Genomic DNA, 24763 nt, shown 5'->3' on the forward strand with positions numbered 1-24763 from the left:
CGTGCATGCAGATCGCGTTGCCGATGGTGACCGGCTCGCCGAAACCGCCGAGGTGCACGCCGTCGAAGTAGTGGATGGTGCCGAGGCAGTCGCAGCCCAGGGCGAGGGAGTTGGTCAGCGGGCCGGCGCCGTACTCGCCCCAGTCGAAGAAGTTCTTGCGGTACTGGGTGGAGTTGGAGTCGAGGTAGGGCACGTACATCTCGTTGCAGGCGGCGCGCTTGAGCACCGACCGGCCGAGGAACTCCAGGTCGTAGAGGACCAGGCCCTCGCGGTGGGTGAAGCCGACCCGGAACGTCCAGCCCTGCCACTCGACCTTCCAGCCGTCCACGGTGAAGCTCGGGCCGTCGGCCTGCACCACCTCGAGCGGCTTGAGCCCGGTGCGGTCCGGGCCGAGCGCGCCGGTGGCCAGCGAGCCGGCCTCGTCGGAGACCGGGATGACCCCGTGGTCCTCGACCTCGAGCACCTCCATGGTGTGCATGTCGATGATCGGCACCACGCCCTGGACCGGCCGGGCGTAACCGTTGTCGTCCTCGGTGGTGCGGTGCCAGACGGTGCCCCAGGTGACCCGCCGGTTGCGGTACTTCTCCTCGAAGCCGCCCATCGACTCGGCGTCGATCATCACGAGCGAGACGTCGTGGATGCCGCGGCGGGCCAGCGCTTGCCGGAACAGCGGGCTGTCCCGGCACGCCTGGGCGGCGGCGCGGGCCTCGTCGGAGGTGATGCCGGGCCGGCGCGGGTCGACCGGCCGCCAGCCGGTGCACTCGGCCGTCCCGCCGGTGATCAGCACGTCGATCTCCCAGGCGGCGGCGCCGCCCGCGGACATGGCCACCAATCCGAGGCGTACGCCGGGGGCGTCCCGGCGGGCGTGCGCCTCGTCGAGGGTGGCACCCCAGAAGCGGGGGCGCTCCCCGAGCCGGCCGTCGGCCCGGGCGGCCGCGACGGCGAGGGTGATCTCGTCGGCGGTCGGCGGGTCGAGGGGGTGCGAGCGGACGGCCCGGTGGGGGGAGGGGTGGCACGCACTCATCGGCGGCTCCTGTTCATCGGCATACTCGGGACGACATTACGGCAGTTCGGGATACCTTTATAGTGTCGGTGGATCCAATCTTGAGGAGTCTGGCTCCCATATTCGACCGAAGGCTTGCTATCGTTTCTCCCCATCCCCACCCCCTGGATCGAACGAGGGCACTATGGACACCAGCTCGCCCGCATCGGGCAGCGCACTCGTCGACGAGACGGCCGCCGCCATCCGGGCGCGGATCATGTCCGGGGAGATCCCGATCGGGGCCCAGCTGCGGCAGGCCGAGCTGGCCAAGACCCTCGGCGTCAGCCGCACCCCGGTCCGCGAGGCGCTGCGCCAGCTGCAGACCGGCGGCCTCATCGAGGTGGTGCCCAACCGCGGCGCGGTGGTCCGGGTGCCGGCCCCCTGGGAGGTCCGGGAGGCGTACGAGGTGCGCGCCGAGTTGGAGGGCCTGTCCTGCGTGCGGGCGGTCCGCCGGATCACCCGGGACGGGTTCGAGGAGTTGCGGGCCACCAACGAGCTGCTGCGTCCCGGCGACGCCCCGCCGAACGCGGCGTCGCACGCGGCCAACGACCGCTTCCACACGCTGATCCACGAGATCTCCGGCAACGACCGGCTGGCGCGGGTGATCAAGGAGATCAACGAGGCGTTCCCGCGCAACGTCTCGGCGCTGGTGCTGCAGGAGCACCCCCGGCACCGGGACGACAACTTCGCCGAGCACGAGCGGATCCTGGCCGCGCTGCAGGCCGAGGACAGCGAGCTGGCCCGGCGCGAGATGCAGGCGCACGTGATCAGCGCCGGCGAGCAGCTGGCCCGCTGGTACGAGCGCCGCTCCGGCACCGTCTTCCGCGGCTGACGGCGGCGGCTCATCCCAGTTCGCCCGGGCTGAGGAAGTCCAGGTCGGGCCGCTGCTTGCCGAGCGCGAGGTCGGCCAGGCCGGCGCCGATCGCCGGGCCGAACTTGAACCCGTGCCCGGAGCAGGCCGCCGCCACCAGCACCTGCGGTGTCCCGGCCAGTGCTCCGACCGCGAACCGGTTGCGCGGCGCCATCGTGTACCGGCACGCCACCGAGTCGACCACGTCGCCGTTCGCGGCGGGCAGGAACCGGCGAGCGAGACCCAGCAGGGTGGCCGCCTCGGCCGCGGTGACCGGCGTCTGCGGCCGCTCCGGGTCGTCGGCCGGCCCGTGGTCCAGGCCGATCTTCACAGCGCTGCCGTCGAAGGCCGGCAGCCCGTAGAGCAGGCCCACCCCGGGAACCTCGACCGAGAACGGGCCGAGCGCGGGCGCCGACACCGCGGCCGGATCGGAGGCGCCGATGTGGATGTTGACGATCCGCACCACCCGGAGCAGATCGGCCAGCTCCGGCACCAGCGCGCCGGTCCACGGGCCGGCCGTGATCACCAGGCGGTCGGCCCGCAGCAGGCCGTCGGCGGTGCGGACCGTGACGCCCTCGCCGTCCGCGCTCCACCCCTCGACCCGGCAGCCGGTGCGCCGGTCCACCCCGTGCGCCAGGCCCAGCTCGCGCAGCGACCGCATCGCGGCGGCGGCGTCGAGCACCCCGGCGGCGGGGTCGTAGATCGCGCCGAACTCGTCGCCGAGCCGGAGGCCCGGGAAGATCTCGGCGGCGCGGGCCGCGTCGACCGGGATGCAGCCGGGGCCGCGCAGGCCCGGAGTCGTTGAGACGGCCGGGCGGGCGTAGAGGCCGCCGGTGGTGATCAGCAGCCGCTCGCCGGCCGCCGCCGACAGTTCGGCCCACGCCAGGTAGGCGCGGTCGACCAGGTCGTCCCAGATCGGGTTCGGGTAGGCCCGGCGGATCATCCGGATGTGCCCGTGCGACGAGCCCTCGGTGTGCCCGTCGGGGAAGCGGTCCAGCTGAACGACGCTCGCCCCCCGCTGGGCCAGCTGCCAGGCCGTGGACGAGCCGTGCACGCCGGCCCCGACCACGATCACGTCGGTCCGGGCGGCGGAGCTGACAAAGGCCGGAGCGGATCGGCGGCCGAGTGCGGTCACCAGCGCGTCCACGTCGGAGTCGTCGTTGTAGACGTGCACCGACGCGCGGACCACCGCGTCGAGGCCGCGTCGTTCCAGGTCCCAGCGGCCGTGGTGGGCCGGGACGGCGACCAGGTGCACCCCGGCGGCGCGCAGACGGCGTACGGTCTCGGCCGGTTTCTCGTCGTCGCGGACGAAGGTGACGATCGCCCCGCCGCCGGCCGGCGGATCGGTCAGCCGGACCCCCGGCATCTCGCCCAGGGCGGCCCGCAGCCGGCCGGCGAGCCCGGCCGTGTACCGGCCGATGGTGTCGACGCCCAGCGTGAGGGTCTCCTGGAGGGCCGCGCCCAGGCCGAGCCGCAGGGCGTGCGCGTTCTCCCAGGTCTCGAAGCGGCGCGCGCCGGCCGCCAGCTCGACCGCGTCCCCGCTCTGCCAGGTCGCGCCGCGGACGTCCGGGTGCGGTGGGTGCAGGCGTTCGCGCATCCGCGGCGAGACGTAGAGCAGGCCGGTGCCGCGGGGGCCGCGCAGGAACTTGCGGCCGGTGCCGACGACCAGATCGATGCCGGCGACATCGAGCGGCAACTGGCCCAGGGACTGGGTGGCGTCCAGCAGCAGCGGCACCCGGGCCGCCCCGGCCAGGGCGGCGATCTCGGCCACCGGTTCGATCAGCGCCGAGGAGGTCGGCACGTGCGCCACCGTGACCAGCGCGGCCGGCCGGCGCAGCGCCTCCGCCAGGAACGAAAGGTCGACCGTGCCGTCGGCGGCGCAGGGCAGCACCTCCACCTCGATGCCCCGGGAGCGGCGCAGTTCGAACAGGTGCAGGGCCGAGCTGACGTAGCTGGACGCGGCGGCGAGGATCCGGTCGCCCGGCCGCAACGGCATCGCGTCGATCGCCCGGTGCCAGGCCACGGTGGCGCTCTCGGTCAGCGCGATGTCCTCGGCCTCGGCCCCGATCAGCCGAGCCGCCAGCTCGTAGACCCGCTCCGACCGCTCCCGGGCCGCCTCGGCCGCCTCGTAGCCGCCGATCCGCGCTTCCAGGCGCAGATGCTCGATCACCGTGCCGAGGACGGTCTCGCTCGGTAGCGCGGCGCCGGCCGCATTGAGATGCCGGGCATACCGAGCGCCCGGGGTGGCATCTCTGGATGTTAAAGGCACGAAATTGGATCCCATCTGGGTAAAACTCATAGCGCGATCACGACGCCCTTCGACTCGCAGAACGAGTGCAGCGCCTCGTCGCCGAGGTCGCGGCCGAGCCCGGAGTCGCCGACGCCGCCGAAGGCGAGCGCCGGATCGAAGATGTTGTAGGTGTTCACCCAGATCGTGCCGGTGTGCAGCGCGGCGGCCATCCGGTGGGCCCGGGAGAGGTCACGGGTCCACACGCCGGCGGCCAGGCCGTACCCGGTGTCGTTGGCGATCGCGATCGCCTCCGCCTCGTCGGAGAAGGCGATCACCCCGGCCACCGGCCCGAAGATCTCCTCGCGGGCGATCACCATGTCGTTGGTGACCCCGGTGAACAGCGTCGGCTCGACGAAGTAACCCGGCCGGTCCGGCACCGTGCCACCGGCCCGCAATTCCGCGCCTTCGGCGACACCCTTCCCGATGTACGAGAGAACGATCTGCCGCTGCTCCTCGGAGACCAGTGGCCCGACCGAGATGCCGCCGTCCAGCCCGTTGCCGACCGGCACCTTGCGGGTCGCCGCGGTCAGCCGCTCGACCATCTCGTCCAGGATCGACCGCTGCACCAGGATCCGGCTGCCGGCCGTGCACATCTGCCCGGAGTGCCCGAACGAGGCGCGCATCGCGGTCGCGGTGGCCGCGTCCAGGTCGGCGTCCGCGAAGATGATGTTCGGGCTCTTGCCGCCCAGCTCCAGCGTGACCCGCTTGGTGGTGGCCGCCGCCGACGCCATCACCCGGCGGCCGACCTCGGTGGACCCGGTGAACGACACCTTCGCCACGCCGGGGTGCGCGACCAGCGCCGCGCCGACCCGCCCGTCGCCGGTGAGCACGTTGAGCACCCCGTCCGGCAGGCCCGCCTCGGCGCAGAGCGCGGCCAGCCGCAGCATGGTCAGCGGCGTCTGCTCGGCCGGCTTGACCACGACCGTGCAGCCGGCCGCGAGGGCCGGGGCGAGCTTGTGCGCGGCCGTCATGATCGGGAAGTTCCAGGGCAGGATCAGCGCCGCCACCCCGACCGGTTCGAGCACGGTGTAGACGTGGTGCCCCCCGCCGTCGATCGGGACGACCGTGCCGGTGAGCCGGCCCGGGGCACCCGCGAAGTGCCGGAAGTCCTTCGCCGAGAAGGCGGTGTCGGCCCGGGAGCGTTCGATCGGCTTGCCGTTGTCCCGGGTCTCCAGGACGGCCAGTTCCTCGAGGTTCTCCTCGATCAGGTCGGCGATCCGGCTGAGGACGCGGGTGCGTTCGATCGGCGGTAGCCCGGACCAGCGGCGGTCGGCGTGCGCCCGGCCCGCGGCGCGCACGGCGGCGTCGACGTCCGCGTCGGTGGCCTGGGCGACCGAGGTGATCAGTTCGCCGCTGGCCGGGTCGAGCACGGGGATCGTCTCGCGGGGGCCCGGGTCGATCCATTCGCCGTCGATGAGCATGGGTGTCCTCTTTCAGAACAGGTCGAAGTACTCGCGCTGCTCCCAATCGGAGACGTGCGCCAGGTAACGGGCGAACTCGTCGCGTTTGATCCGGCAGTACCAGTCGACGACGTTCGCGCCGAACGCGTCGGCGAACGCCGGATCCTGCGCCAAAGCGGTGATCGCCTCGCCCAGGGATCGGGGCAGACGGGTGGCCTCGGCGGCGTACGGGTTCTCGGTGGGCGGCCCCGGATCGGTGCCGCGGGCGAGTCCGTCCAGGCCGCTCACGATCTGCGAGGCGATGTAGAGGTACGGGTTGGCGGCCGGCTCGCCGGACCGGTTCTCCAGCCGCGCGCCGGTGTCCGAGCCGCCACCGACCACCCGGACCATCGCGCCCTTGTTGTCGGCACCCCACAGCACCCGGTCCGGCGCCAGGGAGAACGGCAGGTACCGCTTGTAGCCGTTGACCGTCGGCGTGGTGAATGCGGCGGCCGCCGAAGCGTGCGCGAGCAGCCCACCCAGCCAGTGCCGGGCCGTGCTGGACATCAGCGCCTCGTCCGGCCCGGGGTCGAACGCCGCCCGCACGGGTTCCCGAGCTCGCAGCGACTGGTGCAGGTGCCAGCCTGTGGAGGCGGTCGCCGTCCCGGCCGGACGGGACATGAACGTGGCGTGATAACCGGCCCGGTGGCACAGCTGCCGGATCGCCGACCGGGTCAGGGTCACGTGATCGGCGGCCGCCGCGGCGCCGGTGGCCTGCAGGGTGATCTCCAGCTGACTCGGCCCGAATTCCAGCTCGATCGAGCGCAGTGGCAGGTCGAGCCGCTGCAGGCCGTGCTGGAGCAGCTGGACCAGGTCGTCGACCCGGTCCAGGCCCTCCTCGTGCAGCAGTTGGGCGCCGCTGCTGACCGGGCCCACCCGCGGCGGGCGGCCGGGCGCGCCGGGAGCGCCGACCCGGTCGGCGGCCATCGCGACCTCCTCGGCCCGGAAGACGTGGAACTCCAGCTCGACGCCGACGGTCAGGTCGTAGCCGGCGTCGGCGAGCCGGCCGAGCTGCCCGCGCAGCAGGCTCCGGGTGCAGTACGGCACCGCCGAGCCGTCCGGGAAACGCAGGTCGCAGAGCACCCAGCCGGTTTTCGGGGCCCACGGCAGCACCCGGAACGTGGTCGGGTCGGGGACCAGCACCACGTCACCGGCACCGGCGAATCCCTTCTCGGCGTCCGCGGTGAACACCGGCAGGACGGACCGGCCGGAGGAGTCCTTGAGCAGCAGCGAACTGGGCGCGGTCACCCCGGAGCGCAGTGCGGACGGCACCGCGGCCCGGGTCAGGGTCTTGCCGTGCAGCACGCCGTGCTGGTCGGCGAAGGAGAACCGGACCAGCTCCAGGCCGAGCTCGTCGATCACCCGGCGCATCTGGCCGGCGGCGGCGTACTGCTCCTGGCTCCAGATGCCGTGCCGGTCGATGAAACCGCCGCGCTCGGCGGCGAGCATCGGCCGGGCGTCCCAGCCCTCGCCGCCCTCGGCGACCGGGCGTTCGTCGACGCTACGCATGCGGGCACGCCCAGGGGGACGCGGCGCGGCGCTCGGCCTCGCGGCGGCGCCAGGTCGCCTCCCAGTCGGCGGTCGGCGCGATGGTGTCGACCGCGAGCGGGCCGGTCAGCTCGGCGCCGCGGGCCGGCAGCGGGCCACCGGTGGCGAACGCGTCGATCGCGCGCAGCAGCTTGCGCCGGTTGGCGGTCACCGCCCGGTCGGAGACGCCGAGCCGTTCGGTGCTGCGGTCCTGGATGCGGCCCATGCTCTCGACCGCCCACTGGTCGTGGACGTTGATGTCCAGGCCCATCCCGGTGTAGGTGAGATCGCGCTGCTCGGCCGGGTCGTACCCCCAGTTGTTGGCCCTGTTCCGCAGCGGGCGGTAATCGGGGAGGCTGACCTCGGACAGGCGCTGCGCCAGCAGCGTCTCCTTGTCGGTCCGCTCGGCGAAGTCGTAGAAGATCATGTACCAGTAGTGGTTCTCGTCGTCGATCGGCACGTGCCACTGGATGAAGACCTTGCTGTTGCCGAACGGCACCACGAACGCGTTGGGGAACACCAGGTTGGTGATCCGCACGTGCTTGATCTCCTCGGTGAGCTGCCGCAGGGCGTACACCCGCAGGCCGTACTCGGTGTCCTCGACCTCGATGTCCGGCCGGAACGCGTCACCGACCAGCTTGGACAGCTTCTGCCCGGTGCCCTCGACGATCTCGCTGAACTGCCGGCCGTACACCTCGCGCGGGTCCTCGTCGATGAACCGGTGCAGGAAGGACACGTGGCTCGGGTCGATGCCGCCCTCCAGGCCCTGCAGCCAGTTGCACTCCCAGAGGCCCTTGAAGGCGAACGTGTACTCGTCGGGGGCCTCGAGCGCGTCGTAGCCGGGCAGCGGGGGCGGGTCGCCCTCGCCGAGGTAGGCGAACACGATGCCGTTGCGTTCCACGCAGGGGTAGCTGGGGATGCGCACCTTCTCGGCGAAGCGGCTGTGCGCCGGTTCGGCCGGCTGCTCCCGGCAGCGGCCGTCCGGCCCGTAGAGCCAGCCGTGGTAGAGGCAGCGCAGACCGCCGTCCTCGTGCCGGGCGAAGGCCAGGTCGACCCCGCGGTGGGCGCAGAACCGGCCGACCAGGGCCCAGCCGCCGTCGGCCCGGCGGAACAGCACCAGGTCCTCGCCGAGCAGGCGGACCGGCTTGACCGGCCGGTCCGGGGCCAGCTCGGAGACGAGCGCGGCGGGCTGCCAGTAGGCGCGCATCAGCCGGCCGAGCGGCGTGCCGGGCCCGCTGCGGGTGACCCGTTCGTTCTCGTCGTGCTTGAGCACGCGCCCTCCTCGTCGTCATCGGCATCCGATCCAGCCAAGATTGGATCCAATCCTGGCACGGCTTTGATCACGGGGAAAGGGCTGTCGTGTTTCCGGCCGGTGTCGGCTCAGGCGAGCAGGCGCAGGGCCGCCGCCGCCACCGCACCCTGCAGGACCTCGGTGGGCGGGAGCGACGGGATGTCGCGGCGCATCCCGATGACGCTCTCCACCAGCCCGAAGACGAGTTCGCCGGTGATCTCGGAGCAGCCGACGGCGGTGGTCAGCGACCGGTAGACCGCGCGCAGTTCCGCGCGCTCACGGCGGAACCGGGCGAACGGCTCGGACGCGATCTCCGGCAGGGCGTAGAGGATGCCGATGTTCCACCGCGCGCCGAGCAGCACCCCGACGTCGTACCGGACCAGGGCGTGCAGGGCCGCGGCCGGGGTGAGTTCGGAGAGCGACTCGGCGTAGGTGAGCGACGGTCGCACCGTCGCCTCGAGCAGCTCGGCGAGGATCTGCTCCTTGGTGGCGAAGTGGTAGTAGAGCGACGCCTGCCGGATGCCGACCCGCTCGGCGATCAGCCGGGTGGAGGTGGCCGCGTAACCGCGCTGGGCGAACAGTTCGGCGGCGGCATCCAGGATCTCCTCGCGGGCGGTGGCGGACGGCAGCCGCCGGGCGCCGGAGCGGGGCCGGCCGACCGGTGCGGAACTCACGCGTGAATGGTGCCACGGCGCCCGCGACGTAACGCCGCCGATACATCCGGCAACTCAAGGTTTACGACCGGGAAACCGCCGCCGCGCTCCTCGCCGGAAATCTGTCAACTGACAGAAATTGATTCTGAGGAGGCGGTCGTGTCCCCAACCTCTGCTCCGCCAGTGCCTGTGAAGACCGATGCCGACGCCGCGGACCTGCGCGGTTTCGGATACGAGCCGCAGCTGCACCGCAGCATCGGCAGCTACGCGTCGTTCGCCGCCGGATTCTCCTTCGTCTCCATCCTCACCACCGTCTTTCAGCTGTTCGCCTTCGGCTTCTCGTTCGGCGGCCCGGCCTTCTTCTGGACCTGGCCGCTCGTCTTCGCCGGCCAGTTCATGGTCGCCCTCAACTTCGCCGAACTGGCCGCCCGCTACCCGATCTCGGGCTGCATCTACCAGTGGTCGCGGCGGCTCGCCAACGCCACGGTCGGCTGGTTCGCGGGCTGGGTCATGATCGTCGCGCAGATCGCCACGGTCGCCGCGGCCGCGATCGCGCTGCAGGTGGTGCTCCCGTCGATCTGGTCCGGCTTCCAGCTCGTCGGCGGCGACCCGGCGCTCACCTCGACCACCGGCGCCACCAACGCGGTCATCCTCGGCTCCGCGCTGATCGCGATCACCACGGTGATCAACGTGATCGGTGTCCGGCTGACCTCGATCGTCAACAGCACCGGCGTCACCCTGGAGATCATCGGGGTGGCCACGGTGGTCATCCTGCTGCTCACCCACGCTGAGCGCGGGCCGGGCGTCGTCTTCGACACCGGCGGCACCGGTACCGGGCTCGGCTACGTCGGCCCGTTCCTGGTGTCGGCACTGATGGCGGCGTACGTGGTGGTCGGTTTCGACTCGGCCGGCGAGCTGAGCGAGGAGACCCGCGACCCCCGGCACACCGCCCCGCGGACCATCCTGCGGGCGCTCGCCGCGGCCGGGATCGGCGGCGGCCTGATGCTGATCGCGGCGCTGATGGCCGCACCCAGCCTGACCGACGGCCGGCTGGCCACCGAGGGCCTGCCCTACGTCCTGACCAGCCGGCTCGGCGAGACCGGCGGCCGGATCCTGCTGATCGACGTGGCCATCGCCATCGCGGTCTGCACGCTGGCCATCCAGACCGCCGGCAGCCGGATGGTCTTCTCGATGGCCCGCGACGACGTGCTGCCGTTCTCGGCCGCGCTGCGCCGGGTGTCGACCCGGACCGGAACCCCGATCCTGCCGTCCATCGTCGTCGGGGCCGGCGCCGCCGCCGTTCTGCTGGTCAACATCGGCCAGCCCGCCCTGTTCACCGCGATCACCAGCGTCTGCATCGTCATGCTCTACATCGCCTACGCCCTCGTGACCATCCCGCTGCTGGCTCGCCGGCTGAAGGGCTGGCCCGGCAACGAGGAAGCGGCCGGCACCGAACGCGGCGGGAAGCTGTTCTCGCTCGGCCGGTTCGGGATCGTCGTCAACGCGCTCGCCGTGGTCTACGGCATCGGCATGATCGTCAACCTCGGCTGGCCCCGCGCGGAGGTCTACGACCCGGCCGGCGCGCACTGGTACCTGCACTACTTCTCGCTGCTGTTCGTCGGCGGCGCCCTGCTCGCCGGTGGCCTGGCCTTCCTGCGCTACCGCACCCGCGCGATGTCGCTGCACCTCCCGCTGCCGGCCACGGTCGTCCCGGAGGGTGAGGCCGCATGAGCACCGCCACCACCGCCGGGGCCCGGGCGCACGCCCGCGCCCAGGGCGGAACCGTCGTCGAGTGCATGCCCACCCTGCCCGCCGGGGACGGCCTCACCTGGGCCGAGACCGTCCCGGGCGGCGGCTACGCCGGCAAGCGGCTGGCCCGCGGGACCACCCTGCAACTGACCGATGTGTACGGCGACGCCTGCGTCTCGGTGCTGCTGTTCAACGCGGACGAACCGTGGGAGCGGCTCAACGTCGCCGACACCGTGAAGGTGCTCTGGCAGGCCTACGTCGGGCAGGGCCACCTGCTGCTGTCCGACCAGGGCCGGGTGCTCGCCTCGGTGACCGCCGGGGCACCCGACCGGTCGGACGCCTTCTGCGGCACGTCCACGCTGCTGTCCAACACCGAACGGTACGGCGACGGCAGCCCGCAGGGCCCGACGCCGGCCGGCCGGGAGCTGTTCACGCTGGCCGCCGCCAAGCACGGCCTGACCCGCCGGGACCTGCCGCCGAGCATCTCGTTCTTCCAGGGCGTGCGGGTCGGCGACGACGGCGGGTTCAGCTGGCTCGGCTCGGCCGGGGCCGGGGCGACCGTGGAGTTGCGGGCCGAGATGCCGGTGACGGTGCTGCTCGCCAACGTGCCGCATCCGCTCGACCCGCGGGAGGCGTACACCTGCTCCGCCGTACGCCTCAAAGCCTGGACCGGGGAACCGGCCGCGCCCACCGATGATCTTTGGTCGCGGTCGCCGGAAGGCGAACGCGCCTTCCTCAACACCGCCGACTATCTCGCCGCCCGGGGGCTCGCATGACGACCGTGCTCGACCAGATCGTGGAGGCGCGCGCGCCGTGGTCGGCGATCGTCCGGCGCGGCCAGGTGCTCACCATCGAGGACCTGAAGGGCAACCAGGCGGTCGACTGCCTGCTCTACAACGCCGACGACACCGCCGAGCGTTACTCGGCGCCGGACACCATCGCCGCGCAGGGCAACATCTTCCTGACCACCGGAAGTGTGCTGCGCTCCAGCGAGGGCCGGCCGCTGATGACCGTGACCGCCGACGAGGTCGGCCGGCACGACACGGTGGGCGGTGCGTGCAGCCGGGAATCCAACACCCTGCGGTACGGCCACCACACCAAGCACCAGCACGCCTGCGTGGAGAACTTCCTGCTCGAGGGGAGCCGCTGGGGCCTGGGCAAACGCGACCTGGTCAGCAACATCAACTGGTACATGAACGTGCCGGTCGACCCGGACGGCAGCCTCGGCATCGTCGACGGGATCTCGGCGCCCGGCCGGACCGTGTCGCTGCGGGCCGAGATGGATGTCCTCGTCCTCGTCTCGAACTGCCCGCAGATCAACAACCCGTGCAACGGCTTCGACCCCACGCCGGTCCGCATGGTCGTGACGCAGTAAAGAGAGGCCGCTTCCATGTTCGACACCCTGCTCGTCGCGAACCGCGGCGAGATCGCCTGCCGGATCATCCGCACCGCCGCGCGGATGGGCCTCAAGACGGTGGCCGTCTACTCCGACGCCGACCGGGCCGCCCCGCACGTCGCGATGGCGGACGCGGCGGTCCGGCTCGGGCCCGCCCCGGCCCGGGAGAGCTACCTGCTGGCCGACCGGGTGATCGACGCGGCGCTGTCCACCGGCGCCGGCGCCGTCCACCCGGGCTACGGCTTCCTCTCCGAGGACGCCGGGTTCGCCACCGCGGTCGAGCAGGCCGGGCTGATCTTTGCCGGGCCGACCCCGGCCCAGCTCGCCGCGTTCGGCGCCAAGCACACCGCCCGGGAGCTGGCGTCCGCGGCCGGCGTCCCGATGATCGAGGGGACCGGGCTGCTGTCCGGGCTGGACGAGGCGCTGGAGGCGGCCGAGCGGATCGGCTATCCGGTGATGGTCAAGGCCACCGGCGGGGGCGGTGGCATCGGCCTGCAGGCCTGCTTCGACGCCACCGAACTGGCGGCCGCCTTCGACCGGGTGGAGCGGATGGCCGTCGCCAGTTTCGGCAGCGGGGGAGTGTTCCTGGAGCGGTACATCCAGCGGGCCCGGCACGTCGAGGTGCAGGTCTTCGGGGACGGTGCCGGGAGAGTGGTCGTCCTCGGCGACCGGGACTGCAGCCTCCAGCGCCGGAACCAGAAGGTGATCGAGGAGGCACCGGCGCCGGGCCTCCCCTCTGCGGTGCGGGAGCGGATGCACTCGTCGGCGGCCGCGCTCTGTTCCTCGGTGAACTACCGATCGGCCGGAACGGTCGAGTTCGTCTACGACGCTTTTTCCGCCCAGGCCTCGTTCCTCGAGGTCAACGCTCGGTTGCAGGTCGAGCACCCGGTCACCGAGGCGATCTACGGTATCGACCTGGTGGAGTGGATGCTGCGCCTGGCCCAGGGCGACACCGACATGCCGGCCGCGCCTCCCGCGGCCTCCGGCGCCGCGGTCGAGGCCCGCGTCTACGCGGAGGACCCCACCCAAGGTCACCGGCCCAGCGCCGGCTTGATCACGCAGGCAAGCTTTCCTTCCGGCGTACGGGTGGACGGCTGGGTCTCCGCCGGCACCGAGGTGTCCACCGCCTACGACCCGATGCTGGCCAAGGTGATCGTCTCCGCGCCTACCCGCGCGCTGGCCTTCGCCGCACTTGACGAAGCGCTGTCGGCCACCCGGATCGACGGCATCGAGACCAACCTCGGACTGCTGCGGGCCGCCGCCCGGCAGCCCGACGTGCTTGCCGCCACCCACTCGACGGCGACGCTCGCCGACGTGCACGACGACGAGCCGCGCATCGTCGTGGAGCGGGCCGGCACGATGACCACGGTGCAGGACTGGCCCGGCCGGACCGGGCTGTGGGAGGTCGGCGTGCCGCCGTCCGGGCCGATGGACGACCTGTCGTTCCGGCTGGGCAACGAGGCGCTCGGCAACCCGTCCGGCGCGCCGGGCCTGGAATGCACGGTCGACGGGCCGGCGCTGCGCTTCACCGCGCCGGCCACGATCTGCGTGACCGGCGCGGCGGTCCCGGTCACCGTCGACGGCGTCCGGGTGCCGCGCTGGGAGCCGGTGTCGGTGCCGGCCGGGGCGGTCCTCGACGTGGGCAAGGCAACCGACGGCGGACTGCGGGCCTATGTGCTTTTTGCCGGTGGCCTCGACGTGCCGCTCTATCTGGGCAGTGCGTCCACCTTCACGCTCGGTCAATTCGGCGGCCACGGCGGCCGGGCGCTGCGGGTCGGTGACGTACTGCGGTGTTTCAAGAGTGCGGCCGTCCGGGGACCGGTGCCGGTCGAGCAGCGGCCGGTGATCCGCCGCGACTGGCGGATCCGGGTCACCGAGGGCCCGCACGCCGCTCCGGAGTTCTTCCTGCGTGAAGACATCGACGAGTTCTACGCCGCCGAGTGGACGGTGCACTTCAACTCCGCCCGCACCGGCGTCCGCCTGGTCGGCCCGAAGCCCCGCTGGGCGCGCACCGACGGCGGCGAGGCCGGCCTGCACCCGTCCAACATCCACGACACCCCGTACTCGGTCGGTGCCGTCGACTTCACCGGGGACGTGCCGATCCTGCTCGGCCCGGACGGCCCCAGCCTCGGCGGTTTCGTCTGCCCGGCCACCGTCATCACCGCCGAGCGGTGGAAGCTCGGGCAGCTCGGCCCGGGCGACACGGTGCGCTTCGTGCCGGTCTCCGACCTCGACTTCACCCCGCTGATCAGCACCGTCGACGACGGCGTGCTGGCCCGCGGCGAGGACGTGACCTACCGCCGGTCCGGCGACGACAACCTGCTCATCGAGTACGGCGCGATGACGCTGGACCTGGGCCTGCGGATGCGGGCGCACGCCCTGATGGACCGGCTGCGCGCCGAGGGCCTGGCCGGCGTGGTCGACCTGACCCCCGGCATCCGGTCGCTGCAGGTGCACGTGGACCCTTCGCTCCTCCCGGTGCGCAAGCTGCTCGACGCGGTGCGCTCGGCCGAGGAGTCGCTGCCGCGCGACCTGGAGGTGCCGAGCCGGGTCGTACACCTGCCGCTGAGCTGGGACGATCCGGCCACCCGGGAGGCGATCGCCCGCTACATGGCCGGGGTCCGCGACGACGCGCCGTGGTGCCCGTGGAACATCGAGTTCATCCGCCGGGTCAACGGCCTGGACAGCGTCGACGACGTGTACCGGACCGTGCACGACGCCAGCTACCTGGTGCTCGGGCTCGGCGACGTCTACCTGGGCGCGCCGGTGGCCACCCCGCTCGACCCGCGGCACCGCCTGGTCACCACCAAGTACAACCCGGCCCGCACCTGGACGCCGGAGAACGCGGTCGGGATCGGCGGCGCCTACCTGTGCATCTACGGCATGGAGGGTCCGGGCGGCTACCAGTTCGTAGGGCGGACCGTGCAGGTGTGGTCGCGCTGGCGCGAGGCCGGTGATCCGTGGCTGCTGCAGCACTTCGACCGGATCCAGTGGTACCCGGTCGGCGCCGAGGAACTGCTCGATCTGCGGGCCGACGTGGCGGCCGGGCGGCACCGGCCGCGGATCGACGAGGGCACCTTCCGGCTCGCCGACCACCAGGCCTTCCTCGCCGAGAACGCCGCGTCCATCGCCGACTTCCGGGCCCGGCAGTCGGCGGCGTTCGCCCAGGAACGGGCGGACTGGGCGGCCGCCGGGGAGTTCGATCCGCGGCCCGAGCCGCCGGCACCGCCCGCCGCGACCGAGGTCACCGTCCCGGACGGCGGCGTGCTCGTCGAGGCGCCGTTCGTGTCCAGCGTGTGGCGGATCGACGTACGGCCCGGCGACCGGGTCGAAGCCGGGCAGCCGCTGCTCGCCCTGGAAGCGATGAAGCTCGAGACCGTGGTGACCGCGCCGCGCGCCGGGCTCGTCGCCGACATCCTGGTCAGCCCGGGCGCGCAGGTCGCGCCGGGGAACCCCCTGGTCGTACTCGCCGGAAGGACCCTTTGATGACCCCGCAGGACCGCGTCCGCGCCGCCTACGCCCAGCTCGCCCTCGGCGAGCGCCCCGAAGCGTGGATCACCCTGCGCGCCGAACCCGATGTCCTGGCCGAGGCGGCGGCGGTGGAGGCCCGCCTCGCGGCGGGTGAGACGCTGCCGCTGGCCGGGAAACTGCTGGCGGTCAAGGACAACATCGACGTCGCCGGCCTGCCCACCACGGCCGGCTGCCCCTCGTACGCCTACCGGCCGGCCGTCAGCGCCGCGGCCGTCCAGCGGCTCGTCGACGCCGGTGCCATCGTGCTCGGCAAGACCAACCTCGATCAGTTCGCGACGGGGCTCGTCGGCACCCGCAGTCCCTACGGCGCGGTGCGGGACGTCCGCGACCCTTCGCGCGTCTCCGGCGGGTCCAGCTCCGGCTCGGCGGTGGCCGTCGCCCTGGGCATCGCCGACCTGGCCCTCGGCACCGACACCGCCGGATCGGGGCGGGTGCCGGCCGCGTTCCAGCAGATCGTCGGCCTCAAACCGACCTACGGCGTGGTCCCCGTCCAGGGCGTGGTGCCCGCCTCCCGCAGCCTCGACTGCGTGACGGTCTTCGCCCGTACCCTCGCCGAAGGCCGCTCGGCCGTAGCGATCATGAGTGACCCCTTCCCGGCGGACGCGCCGCTCGCGGCGCCGCCGCAGCCGGTCATCGCGGTGCCCGACCGGGGCGACCTGCCGCACATGTCCGAGGAATGGCTGGACCTGTTCGAGCGGGCCGGGAAAACCCTGGAGAGCGCCGGGGCCCGGCTGCGGACCATCCGGCTCGCGCCGTTCCTCGCGGCCGCCAAGCTGCTGTACGAGGGTGGTTTCGTCGCCGAACGGTACGCGGCGGTCGGCGCGTTCCTCGACTCGCTCCCGGACGACGCCGACCCGACCGTCGCCGCGATCATCGGGAAGGCCCGGGACATCCCGGCGCACGTGCTGGTCGCCGACACCGAACGCCTCGAACGGCTGCGGACCGACGCGATGGCCGAGTGGGGCGACGCCGACGCGCTGCTGCTGCCGACCGCCCCGTTCCACCCGACGATCGCCGAGGTCACCGCCGACCCGATCGGCGTCAACGCGCGGGTGGGCACGTTCACCAACTTCTGCAATCTCTTCGGGCTGGCCGCGGTCGCCGTGCCCGCCGGGATCGGCGTCCAGGTCATCACCCGGGGCTTCGCCGACGCGGTCGCCGCCGACATCGCGGCCATGCTGGTCGGCGCGGAACCGGCGGTGCCCTACTCGGCCGGGCTGCCGCTGCTGGTGATCGGCGCCCACCTGAGCGGGCAGCCGCTCAACCACCAGCTCACCTCGGCCGGCGGGCGGCTGGCCGGCCCGGTCCGCACCGCGGCCGAATACCGGATGCACGCCCTGCCCACCACCCCGCCGAAACCCGGGCTGCTCCGGGTCGCGCTCGGCGGCGCCGCGATCGCCGGCGAACTGTGGGAGCTGCCGCCCGCGGCCCTCGGCCCGTTCCTGGCCGCCCTGCCCGCGCCGATGGCACTCGGCAAGGTGCGGCTCGCCGACGGCACCTCGGTGACCGGTTTCCTGTGCGAACCGGCCGCCCTCACCGACGCCCCCGACATCACCGCCCACGGCGGCTGGCTCGCCTACCTGGAGTCCTGATGAACGGTGTTGCCCTGCACGCCCCGCGGTTCGTCCTCGGTGACCTGCTGCTGACCCGGCTGACCCGGCACCGCGCGACCGCCGCCCTGGTCAAGGTCGCCAACGCGGCGGGTCTGCTGCCCGCAGTGTGGCACCTGTTCAGACGCTGAAAGATCTCACACCGTAATGTCGACGTCAGCTCCACGACGAAAGGACATCCGTGATGCGGGTCTTGCTGGTCGCGCCGCCCGGGGCGGGCAAGGGCACGCAGGGTGCCCTGATCGCCACGCACTTCGGCATCCCGCACATCGCGACCGGTGATCTGCTGCGCGACCACGTCGCCCAGGGCACCGAACTGGGTCGTGCCGTCCGAGACCACCTCAGCCGGGGCGAGCTGGTTCCGGACGAGATCGTGCTGGACATGGTGCGCACCGCGTTCGCCGACGCGAAGGCCGCCGGCGGCGGGTATGTCCTGGACGGCATGCCGCGCAACATGGCCCAGGCGCGGGCGCTGTACGAGATCGGCCGCAGCCTGGAGATGACCGCGAACGTGGCGTTGCATCTGAAGGCCGACGACGAGGAACTGACCCGCCGGTTGCTGGCGCGGGCGGCGCTGGAGGGACGGTCGGACGACACCGAGGAGGTCATCCGCCGGCGGCTCGCCCTCTATCACGAGGTCACCCACCCGATCGTCGGCTGGTACGCCTCGCGGGGCATCCTGGTCACGGTGGACGCCATGCCGCCGATGGAACGGGTCGCTCGGCAGGTTCTGACCGCCCTGGAAGCCATGAGCTCGCTGGTCGACCACGTCCCGGAGCACGCCCGGCGACCGATCGATCTCACCGATCTGGGCGCCGCGTTCGGCCACGACTGATCACGACCGGCCGCAGAGCACCTCGGACAGCCCGGTGACGTCGAGGACCTGCTGGACCAGACCCCGGCCGTTGACCACGGCGAAACCCCGGCCGGCCGAGGTCGCCGCGTCATAGCCGGCGACCAGGCCGGCGATGGCGTGCGAATCGATCAGCATCGTGTCCTCCAGGTCGACCACCACCCGGGTGACACCGGGCCGGTGGGCGGCCGCCCGCAGCGCGTCGGCGAGGGCGTCGCCGACACTCATGTCGAACTCGCCGGACAGACTCACCCGCACGGCGTCGGGCGGCTCGGCCAGCAGGGAGATGCTGAAGTGAGGGGTAGGCACAACCGGAATGTCTAACACAGGGGTACGACATCCGGAGGTGGTGACGGGGCCGGGAAGGATGCCCAGATGTGTTTGGCAGGTCCGGCCGGATACCAGCACACCTCCCGGGCCAGCGTGCGTGCGATGACCAGCCCTCGGCCGCCGACGCGGATCTGTTCTTGCGGCCGGGGCAGGTCGGGCGGTTTGTCCGGGCTGTGGTCGCTCACGTCGAGGATGTAGCAGTCGGCGTCGCGCAGAAGCGTCACGACGTACGGCGGCCGGCCGTGCCGCAGCGCGTTGCCGGCCAGTTCGGTGACGACCAGGGCCATCCGGTCCGCGACGTCGTCCGGCCCGGCCCGGTCTCCGGGCAGGCCGGCGCCGACGTGCCGGTGCAGTCCGGCCCGAATTCTCCGGAGGTCGTCGCTGCTCGTCAGATCCCAGCTGAGCAGCTGCCGGGCGTGCGCGGGTGGCGCGAGCAGACGCAGCGAGCTCATGGCACGGCTCATTGCCCCGATCGCTCGATCGGAAACTTGACACCTCCCGGCCGCGGGTTCGACAGCACCCCGAGCCGGCCTCCCACTGCCCGGAAGCCGCCGTTCCACCGGCTCGCGATGTGGCGGTTCTTCTCAGCGCGGAAGCTCCCGCGCGGCCGATAGCCGCAGGTGGCGGTGGGCGGCCATGCGTACCGGGGCGTTCAGCTCGCCGAACCCGTCGTGCCCGCCGCGGCGCTGCAGGATCTCGAAGAACACGCGTCCGCCGTAGACCGGGGTGTACATGTGCAGCAGTTCGCCGCCGTCGGGGTCGCGGTCGTAGAGGATGCCGTGCCGGCGCAGCCGGTCCACCTCGTTGCCGGGCAGCGCGAACCGGGCGATCAGGTCGTCGTAGTAGTTGTTCGACACCTGCAGGGTGGTGCCGCCGAGCCGGTCGATGGCCGCGGCGGTGGCGAAGATGTCGTCGGTGGCGAACGCGACGTGCTGCGGGTCGGCCACGGCCGGGGCCCAGTCGCCGCGGCGCAGCAGGGCGACGGTGAGGGCGAGCCGGATGCCCCGGTCCGGGGTGGTGAAGGCCCGGGACCGCATGAGGCCGAGCGGCGCGGCGAACTCCCCGCTGGTGGAGTGGGTGAGCCCGAGCACGGAGTGGTAGAAGAGCCCGGCCTCGTCGAAGTGGTCGAACGGCTGGGCGAGACCCAGATGATCGGTACGGGTCAGGCCGGCCCCGTCGGTCAGGACCGGGCCGGTGGGCAGGAAGTCGGCCCGCCAGTCGTTGTCGTCGCGGCTCAGGAAGATCGAGGTGCCGTCCGGCGCAGCGATCGCGGTGAGGTCGGCCTCGTGCGGGCCGCGCGCCCGGGGGAGTTCCGGTGCGAGCAGCGCCTCGGCCCGTGCCCGGGACTTGTCCGGATCGGCGCTGGTCAGGGCGAACGCGCTGAGCGCCGCCGTGCCCGCGGCCTGGGGCCGCACCACCGCGCTGTTCAGGACCACCCGGCAGGCGCCCTGCTCCCACAGCTGCACCGGCTTGGACCGGTGCTGACCGGTGTGCGCGAAGCCGAGGCCGCGCAGCGCGTCCTGCAGCGCCGGGCCGGACCGGCCGTCCACCGCGAACTCGGTGAAGGCGTGCACGGACAGGGCCGGCGCGGCCGGCAGTGGGCGGCCCCCGATGCCGTCCTCCAGGGCGATCAGCGAACGCATGGCGTCGACCGCGGTCCGGACCGGATCGGCCTGCCGGAAGACGTCGTTGAACACCTCCAGCGACAGCGGCCCGGCGTAACCGGTGTCGAGCACCCGGCGCACGAAGCCGGTCAGGTCGAAGTCGCCCTGGCCCGGGAACAGCCGATGGTGGCGGCTCCACTGCAGCACGTCCATGCCGAGCCGGGGCGCGTCGGCCAGTTGCAGGAAGAAGACCTTCCCGTCGGTGATGCCGCTGATGCCGTCCGGGCTGACCTCGCGGGACAGCACGTGGAAGGAGTCCAGGCAGAGGCCCAGCGCCGGGTGGCCGGCCCGCTGGACGATCCGCCACGAGTGGTCCCAGGTGGACACGTTCCGTCCCCACGCCAGGGCCTCGTAGGCGATCCGCATCCCGCGGGCCTGGGCCCGTTCGGCCAGCAGCGCGAGCTGCTCGGCGGCGAGGTCGTCATCGTCGATCGTGGCCGGCGAGACCGATGAGCACACCAGCACCAGATCCGTGCCGAGCGCGGCCATCACGTCGAACTTGTGCTCGGCCCGGGCCAGATTGGCCGCCAGCTGCTCCGGTTTCACCCCCTCGAAGTCCCGGAACGGCTGGTAGAGGTCGATGGTGAGGCCCAGATCGGCGCAGCGGGCCCGGACCTCGGCCGGCGACCAGGGCGACACCAGCAGGTCGTTCTCGAACAGCTCGATGCCGTCGAACCCGGCCGCGGCGGCCGCCGCGATCTTCTCGTCCAGCGCGCCCGAGACGCACACGGTCGCCATCGCGCGCCGCAGACTGCTCATCGTGGTCATCCTCGATCTGTGAGACGGCACCTTGCCGACGAACGTGGTAGGTGCGACCCGGGCCATGCCGACCGGTAACGGGTCGCCCTCCTTCATACCCAGCGGCGTGGCGTGACCACCACGTCGTACCCGTCGCGCCGGCCCGGCAGTGATCACCACCGGGCCGGTGCGGAGCCGCCGCTGATTCTCAGCCCATGGTGAACCGGTAACTTCCGGACGGGACCAGGTACGAGGATCCGTCCTGCGGGACCGCCTCGGCGGGCAGGCCGGTAGCCGCCGCCGGCAAGCGCACCAGCGCGGTCGCGTTCGGCGGCACGACCACGTCGAGGGTGAGCGTCGAGCCGGTCTTCGTCCACGCCGAGCGCGTCACGCCGTACGCCGTCGAAAGCGTTGCCGTCGCGGCCGTGAGCGAGCCGCCGGGTTCGGGGGCGATGAGCACCTGGCGGTAGCCCGGCGTGGCCGGGCCGACGCCGCCGACCGAGCGGTAGAGCCAGTCACCCACCGAGCCGAGGCCGTAGTGGTTGAAGGAGTTCATCCCCGGGTCCTGCAGCGAGCCGTCGGCCCGGATGCCGTCCCAGCGTTCCCAGATCGTCGTCGCCCCGCGCGCGTTCATGTAACCCCAGCCGGGATAGTCCGGTTGCTGGAGGATCCGGTACGCGGTGGCCAGGTGCCCGTGGTCGGCGAGCACCGGTAGCAGGTTCTCCACGCCCATGAACCCGACCGACAGGTGCCCGTTGCGGGCGTCCACCTTGGCGGCGAGCTTGTCCGCGACCGCCTGCGCCCGGTCGTCCGGCACCAGCCCGAAGGCCAGCGCCAGAACGTACCCGGTCTGGCTGTTGCTGCCCACGGTCCCGTCCGCGGCGACGAAGCGGGCGGTGAACGCGGCGCCGATCCGGTCGGCCAGGGTGCCGTAATCCTGGGCCGCCGCGGTCCGTCCGGTGGCCGCCGCCATTCGCGAGAGCAGCCGGGCCGACCAGCCGAAGAACGCCGTACTGCTCAGGTCGTTCGGGGTGTTGTCGTCGACGTTGAGCCAGTCGCCGAACGTTTCGTGGTCGCGGACCAGGTCGGCGCCGGCCGTCGACCGCAGGTAGTCGACGTATTTCGCCATCGCCGCGAAGTGCTCGTCCGCGACGGACAGATCGCCGTAGCGCTGCCAGATGGTGTACGGCACGACCACCCCCGCGTCCGCCCAGCCGGCCTTGCCCGCGCCGTCGATCACGGCCGGCGCCACGTCGGTGAACGCCCCGTCGGCCCGCTGCGCGTCCACCAGGTCGTCGGCGAACTTGGCGAGCAGCCCGTGGGTGTCGAAGTTGAAGGTGGAGGTGGCCGCGAATGCCGCGATGTCCCCGGTCCAGCCCAGCCGCTCGTCGCGCTGGGGGCAGTCGGTCGGGATCGACAGCATGTTCGACCGGGCACCCCAGACGATGTTGTGCTGGAGCTGGTTGACCAGCGGGTCGCTGGTGGTGAGCGTGCCGGTCTCGGCGCCGTCGGTCCAGGCGGCCAGCCCGGTCAGGTTGTCCGCGGTCGGGGTGCCGGGGAACCCGGTCAGCTCGACGTAGCGGTAGCCGTGCACGGTGAAGTGCGGTTCGAACACCTCCGGCGCACCGGTGCCGGCCAGCGTGAAGGTGTCGGTGGCCTGGGCCGCCCGGAGGTTGGTGGTGTAGAGCGTGCCGTCCGGGTTCAGGATCTCGCCGTGCCGCAGCGTGACCTTCGTGCCGGCCGGCCCGGTCACCCGCAGCCGGTTCCAGCCCGCGAAGTTCTGCCCGAGATCGGCGATCCACACGCCCGGCTTCGGCTGGGTGATGCTGGTGGGGCGGAACTCCTGCCGCACCGTCACGCCCGGGTCGACCTGGGCGACCAGCGTCGGCTGCGCCTGGCCGCGGACGGTGACGGGCACACTGGCGCCACCCCGGATCCGGGCGTCCTGATCCTCGCCGTGGTAGAGATCGTCGCTCACGATCGTGCTGCTCGTGGCGGTCCAGGAGGCGTCGGTCCGCACGTCGGCGCGGGTCCCGTCGGCGTACTCGATGACCAGCCGGGCCGAGTACCAGGGCGACGTGCCGTACCGCTGACTGCCGGCGAAGCCGATGTTCCCGGAGTACCAGCCGTTGCCGACCAGGGCGCCGATCGTGTTGCCGCCCTGCGCGAGGCGGCCGGTCACGTCGTAGACGCGGTACTGCAGCCGCTTCGTGTAGTCGGTCCAGCCGGGTGCGAGCCGCTCGTCGCTGACCCGTGCACCGTTCAGATAGGTCTCGTGCAGGCCGAGTGCCGTCGCGAACAGCCGCGCCCGCGCGACCGGCTTACCGACATCGAAACCCTTGCTGAGGTACGGCGTGGGATTCGGCACCGAGACCTGGTTGCCCCAGTCGCCGCCGCCGAGCGCGGCGGTCACCCGGGCGGCGGGCCAGGCCGCGTCGTCGAAGCCCGGTTGCTCCCAGCCGGCCGGGCCGGTCGGCGACGCCTTCCACGATCCGTCGGTGACCACGGTCGTGCTACCCGCGGTGAACTTGGCGATGACGCTCGCCGGGCCGGGTGAGGTGTTGGTCGCCGCGATCGCGATGGTGTTGGCGCCGGCCCGGACCTGCCCGGTCACGTCGACCGTGGTGGCCCGCTTCCAGGAGTCGGTGACCCGGCGCGAGGAGCTGACCTTGATGCCGTTGAGCCACACGTCGGCGGTGTCGTCGCCGGTCACCACGAGGGTCGCCGGTCCGCCGGCCGGCAGGGTGGCGGTGCGCCGCAGGTAGCGGGTCGCGGCCGGGGCGGGGTCGCCCTCCGGGTACCAGATCCAGGAGGCGCCGGTCAGGTCGGCGGTGGCGGGCGCACCGATGAACGAGGCCTGCCACTCGGTGGCCGGGTCGAACAGCCCGGTGTCGAACCGGGCCGGGGTGCTCCACGGGCTCGGGCGGCCCTGCGCGTCCCAGACCCGCACCCGCCAGTGGTAGGTGCGGTTGCTCGCCAGGGCCGGTCCGCCGTAGGGCACGTCGACACTCTGCCCGGACGCGACCTGGCCGCTGTCCCAGACGTCCGCGCCGTTCGGCGTGGTGCCGACGGTGACCTGGTAGCGGCCCTGGATCTGGCCGCCGGCCGTCGAGACCAGCCGCCAGCCGAAGCGTGGCTCGGCCGCGTCGAGGCCGACCGGATCGGTGCGGCGCTCGGTGGTCAGGCCGGCCAGGGTCACCGGTGATCCGGCGCCGTTGTTCGGTGCGGCCACGTCGCGGTTCCACGGACCTCGCCCGTACGCTCCGAGGTCCTTCGCGGTGACCCAGGTCTGCGGCGTGCCGTTCGCGGCCTGCCAGGCGCCGTCGGTGACCAGGTCGACGGAGCCGGCCGCGGCGGCGATCCGGACCCGGCCGAGCAGGCCGGCCGGGCCGGCGCCGGTGTTGCGCACGGCGATTCGCAGGGTGTTGGTGCCGGCCCGGAGCGCGCCGGCCAGATCGACGTACCGCGCCTGTTTCCACGCGTCGGTGGTGCGCGCGGAGCCGGCCAGATACGTGTCGTTGAGCCAGACATCTACCGTGTCGTCACCGGTCACCACGAGCTGGGCATCGGTGTAGGGACCGGCCGGGGCGGTGAAGGTGCGACGGAGGTAACGGGTGGCGGCGGGCGCGGTCTGGGTCGGGTCACCCTCGGGGTACCAGATCCAGTGGGCCGGATCGAGGCTCACCGGGGAAGTGACGAGGGCCTGTTGCGGGGGAGAGGCGGTTGCCGGGGGAGCGGTGACGGTTATCGCCAGCAGGGCCGCGACGGCGAGTTTGAGCATCCGGTCTCCTCGTTAAAAC

General features: G+C 72.6%; 18 protein-coding genes. 8 read left to right on the forward strand and 10 right to left on the reverse strand.

What is annotated here, in order from left to right:
• Nucleotides 1-1024: copper amine oxidase (locus tag Ato02nite_RS45660; protein ID WP_498371297.1), on the reverse strand; the 1024-nt coding region annotated here is incomplete at its 3' end.
• Between the two features lie 163 nt (nucleotides 1025-1187).
• Here Ato02nite_RS45660 and Ato02nite_RS45665 point away from each other — a divergent pair.
• Nucleotides 1188-1874 (forward strand): GntR family transcriptional regulator, encoded by a 687-nt coding sequence (locus Ato02nite_RS45665; protein WP_213012989.1) that lies wholly within the window; start codon nucleotides 1188-1190, stop codon nucleotides 1872-1874.
• 10 nt (nucleotides 1875-1884) lie between these two features.
• Here the strand turns inward: Ato02nite_RS45665 and Ato02nite_RS45670 are convergent, their stop codons facing one another.
• From Ato02nite_RS45670 to Ato02nite_RS45690, 5 genes are all read right to left on the reverse strand, one after another.
• The gene (locus Ato02nite_RS45670; protein ID WP_213012990.1) at nucleotides 1885-4161 is read right to left on the reverse strand and encodes an FAD-dependent oxidoreductase; all 2277 of its coding nucleotides are present in this window, start codon (nucleotides 4159-4161) and stop codon (nucleotides 1885-1887) included.
• 26 nt (nucleotides 4162-4187) lie between these two features.
• Nucleotides 4188-5603, reverse strand: coding sequence for an aldehyde dehydrogenase family protein (locus Ato02nite_RS45675; protein ID WP_213012991.1), 1416 nt, complete (start codon nucleotides 5601-5603; stop codon nucleotides 4188-4190).
• A gap of 12 nt (nucleotides 5604-5615) precedes the next feature.
• The gene (locus Ato02nite_RS45680; RefSeq protein ID WP_213012992.1) at nucleotides 5616-7130 is read right to left on the reverse strand and encodes a glutamine synthetase family protein; all 1515 of its coding nucleotides are present in this window, start codon (nucleotides 7128-7130) and stop codon (nucleotides 5616-5618) included.
• Nucleotides 7123-8421 (reverse strand): Rieske 2Fe-2S domain-containing protein, encoded by a 1299-nt coding sequence (locus Ato02nite_RS45685; protein ID WP_213012993.1) that lies wholly within the window; start codon nucleotides 8419-8421, stop codon nucleotides 7123-7125. Before Ato02nite_RS45685 ends, Ato02nite_RS45680 begins: the two co-directional genes overlap by 8 nt.
• A gap of 107 nt (nucleotides 8422-8528) precedes the next feature.
• Nucleotides 8529-9113, reverse strand: coding sequence for a TetR/AcrR family transcriptional regulator (locus tag Ato02nite_RS45690; protein WP_213012994.1), 585 nt, complete (start codon nucleotides 9111-9113; stop codon nucleotides 8529-8531).
• A 162-nt stretch (nucleotides 9114-9275) separates the two neighbouring features.
• Between Ato02nite_RS45690 and Ato02nite_RS45695 the strand changes: the two genes are divergently transcribed.
• Genes Ato02nite_RS45695 through Ato02nite_RS45725 form a run of 7 tightly spaced genes read left to right on the forward strand, consistent with a single transcriptional unit; the run spans nucleotide 9276 to nucleotide 18213 of the window.
• The gene (locus Ato02nite_RS45695) at nucleotides 9276-10823 is read left to right on the forward strand and encodes an amino acid permease (protein WP_246608134.1); all 1548 of its coding nucleotides are present in this window, start codon (nucleotides 9276-9278) and stop codon (nucleotides 10821-10823) included.
• Nucleotides 10820-11617 carry an urea amidolyase associated protein UAAP1 gene (locus Ato02nite_RS45700; RefSeq protein ID WP_213012996.1) on the forward strand — a complete coding sequence of 266 codons (798 nt, stop codon included), beginning with the start codon at nucleotides 10820-10822 and terminating at the stop codon, nucleotides 11615-11617. The genes Ato02nite_RS45695 and Ato02nite_RS45700 overlap by 4 nt, the downstream gene beginning before the upstream one ends.
• Nucleotides 11614-12216, forward strand: a complete 603-nt coding sequence (locus tag Ato02nite_RS45705; RefSeq protein WP_213012997.1) for an urea amidolyase associated protein UAAP2 — start codon at nucleotides 11614-11616, stop codon at nucleotides 12214-12216. Before Ato02nite_RS45700 ends, Ato02nite_RS45705 begins: the two co-directional genes overlap by 4 nt.
• Before the next feature lie 15 nt (nucleotides 12217-12231).
• The gene (locus Ato02nite_RS45710) at nucleotides 12232-15723 is read left to right on the forward strand and encodes a 5-oxoprolinase/urea amidolyase family protein (RefSeq protein WP_213012998.1); all 3492 of its coding nucleotides are present in this window, start codon (nucleotides 12232-12234) and stop codon (nucleotides 15721-15723) included.
• On the forward strand, nucleotides 15723-17360 hold the full coding sequence (gene atzF, locus Ato02nite_RS45715; RefSeq protein ID WP_213012999.1) for an allophanate hydrolase: 1638 nt from the start codon (nucleotides 15723-15725) through the stop codon (nucleotides 17358-17360). The genes Ato02nite_RS45710 and atzF overlap by 1 nt, the downstream gene beginning before the upstream one ends.
• A complete protein-coding gene (locus Ato02nite_RS45720) occupies nucleotides 17360-17509 on the forward strand; it encodes a hypothetical protein (protein WP_213013000.1) in 150 nt (49 codons plus the stop codon). The genes atzF and Ato02nite_RS45720 overlap by 1 nt, the downstream gene beginning before the upstream one ends.
• A 53-nt stretch (nucleotides 17510-17562) precedes the next feature.
• Nucleotides 17563-18213 carry an adenylate kinase gene (locus tag Ato02nite_RS45725; protein ID WP_213013001.1) on the forward strand — a complete coding sequence of 217 codons (651 nt, stop codon included), beginning with the start codon at nucleotides 17563-17565 and terminating at the stop codon, nucleotides 18211-18213.
• Here Ato02nite_RS45725 and Ato02nite_RS45730 read toward each other — a convergent pair whose 3' ends face one another.
• The 4 genes from Ato02nite_RS45730 to Ato02nite_RS45745 all read right to left on the reverse strand — a co-directional run bounded on the left by Ato02nite_RS45730 (nucleotide 18214) and on the right by Ato02nite_RS45745 (nucleotide 24744).
• Nucleotides 18214-18540: an STAS domain-containing protein gene (locus Ato02nite_RS45730; RefSeq protein WP_213013002.1), complete on the reverse strand. Its 327-nt coding sequence runs from the start codon at nucleotides 18538-18540 to the stop codon at nucleotides 18214-18216.
• A gap of 11 nt (nucleotides 18541-18551) precedes the next feature.
• Nucleotides 18552-19013 (reverse strand): ATP-binding protein, encoded by a 462-nt coding sequence (locus tag Ato02nite_RS45735; RefSeq protein WP_213013003.1) that lies wholly within the window; start codon nucleotides 19011-19013, stop codon nucleotides 18552-18554.
• A 132-nt stretch (nucleotides 19014-19145) separates the two neighbouring features.
• On the reverse strand, nucleotides 19146-20984 hold the full coding sequence (locus Ato02nite_RS45740; protein WP_246608135.1) for a bifunctional sugar phosphate isomerase/epimerase/4-hydroxyphenylpyruvate dioxygenase family protein: 1839 nt from the start codon (nucleotides 20982-20984) through the stop codon (nucleotides 19146-19148).
• A gap of 187 nt (nucleotides 20985-21171) precedes the next feature.
• On the reverse strand, nucleotides 21172-24744 hold the full coding sequence (locus Ato02nite_RS45745; RefSeq protein WP_213013004.1) for an alpha-L-rhamnosidase: 3573 nt from the start codon (nucleotides 24742-24744) through the stop codon (nucleotides 21172-21174).
• Nucleotides 24745-24763 lie beyond the last annotated feature (19 nt).

This window comes from Paractinoplanes toevensis (genome assembly GCF_018332695.1).
Classification (GTDB): Bacteria; Actinomycetota; Actinomycetes; order Mycobacteriales; family Micromonosporaceae; genus Actinoplanes; species Actinoplanes toevensis.

What these genes read in the sequence shown, in the direction of transcription:
- Ato02nite_RS45665 (WP_213012989.1), top strand. Translation starts at nt 1,188, where the DNA reads ATGGACACCAGCTCGCCCGCATCGGGCAGCGCACTCGTCGACGAGACG.
- Ato02nite_RS45675 (WP_213012991.1), bottom strand. Translation starts at nt 5,603, where the DNA reads ATGCTCATCGACGGCGAATGGATCGACCCGGGCCCCCGCGAGACGATC.
- Ato02nite_RS45680 (WP_213012992.1), bottom strand. Translation starts at nt 7,130, where the DNA reads ATGCGTAGCGTCGACGAACGCCCGGTCGCCGAGGGCGGCGAGGGCTGG.
- Ato02nite_RS45700 (WP_213012996.1), top strand. Translation starts at nt 10,820, where the DNA reads ATGAGCACCGCCACCACCGCCGGGGCCCGGGCGCACGCCCGCGCCCAG.
- Ato02nite_RS45705 (WP_213012997.1), top strand. Translation starts at nt 11,614, where the DNA reads ATGACGACCGTGCTCGACCAGATCGTGGAGGCGCGCGCGCCGTGGTCG.
- Ato02nite_RS45710 (WP_213012998.1), top strand. Translation starts at nt 12,232, where the DNA reads ATGTTCGACACCCTGCTCGTCGCGAACCGCGGCGAGATCGCCTGCCGG.
- atzF (WP_213012999.1), top strand. Translation starts at nt 15,723, where the DNA reads ATGACCCCGCAGGACCGCGTCCGCGCCGCCTACGCCCAGCTCGCCCTC.
- Ato02nite_RS45720 (WP_213013000.1), top strand. Translation starts at nt 17,360, where the DNA reads ATGAACGGTGTTGCCCTGCACGCCCCGCGGTTCGTCCTCGGTGACCTG.
- Ato02nite_RS45725 (WP_213013001.1), top strand. Translation starts at nt 17,563, where the DNA reads ATGCGGGTCTTGCTGGTCGCGCCGCCCGGGGCGGGCAAGGGCACGCAG.
- Ato02nite_RS45735 (WP_213013003.1), bottom strand. Translation starts at nt 19,013, where the DNA reads ATGAGCTCGCTGCGTCTGCTCGCGCCACCCGCGCACGCCCGGCAGCTG.
- Ato02nite_RS45740 (WP_246608135.1), bottom strand. Translation starts at nt 20,984, where the DNA reads ATGAGCAGTCTGCGGCGCGCGATGGCGACCGTGTGCGTCTCGGGCGCG.
- Ato02nite_RS45745 (WP_213013004.1), bottom strand. Translation starts at nt 24,744, where the DNA reads ATGCTCAAACTCGCCGTCGCGGCCCTGCTGGCGATAACCGTCACCGCT.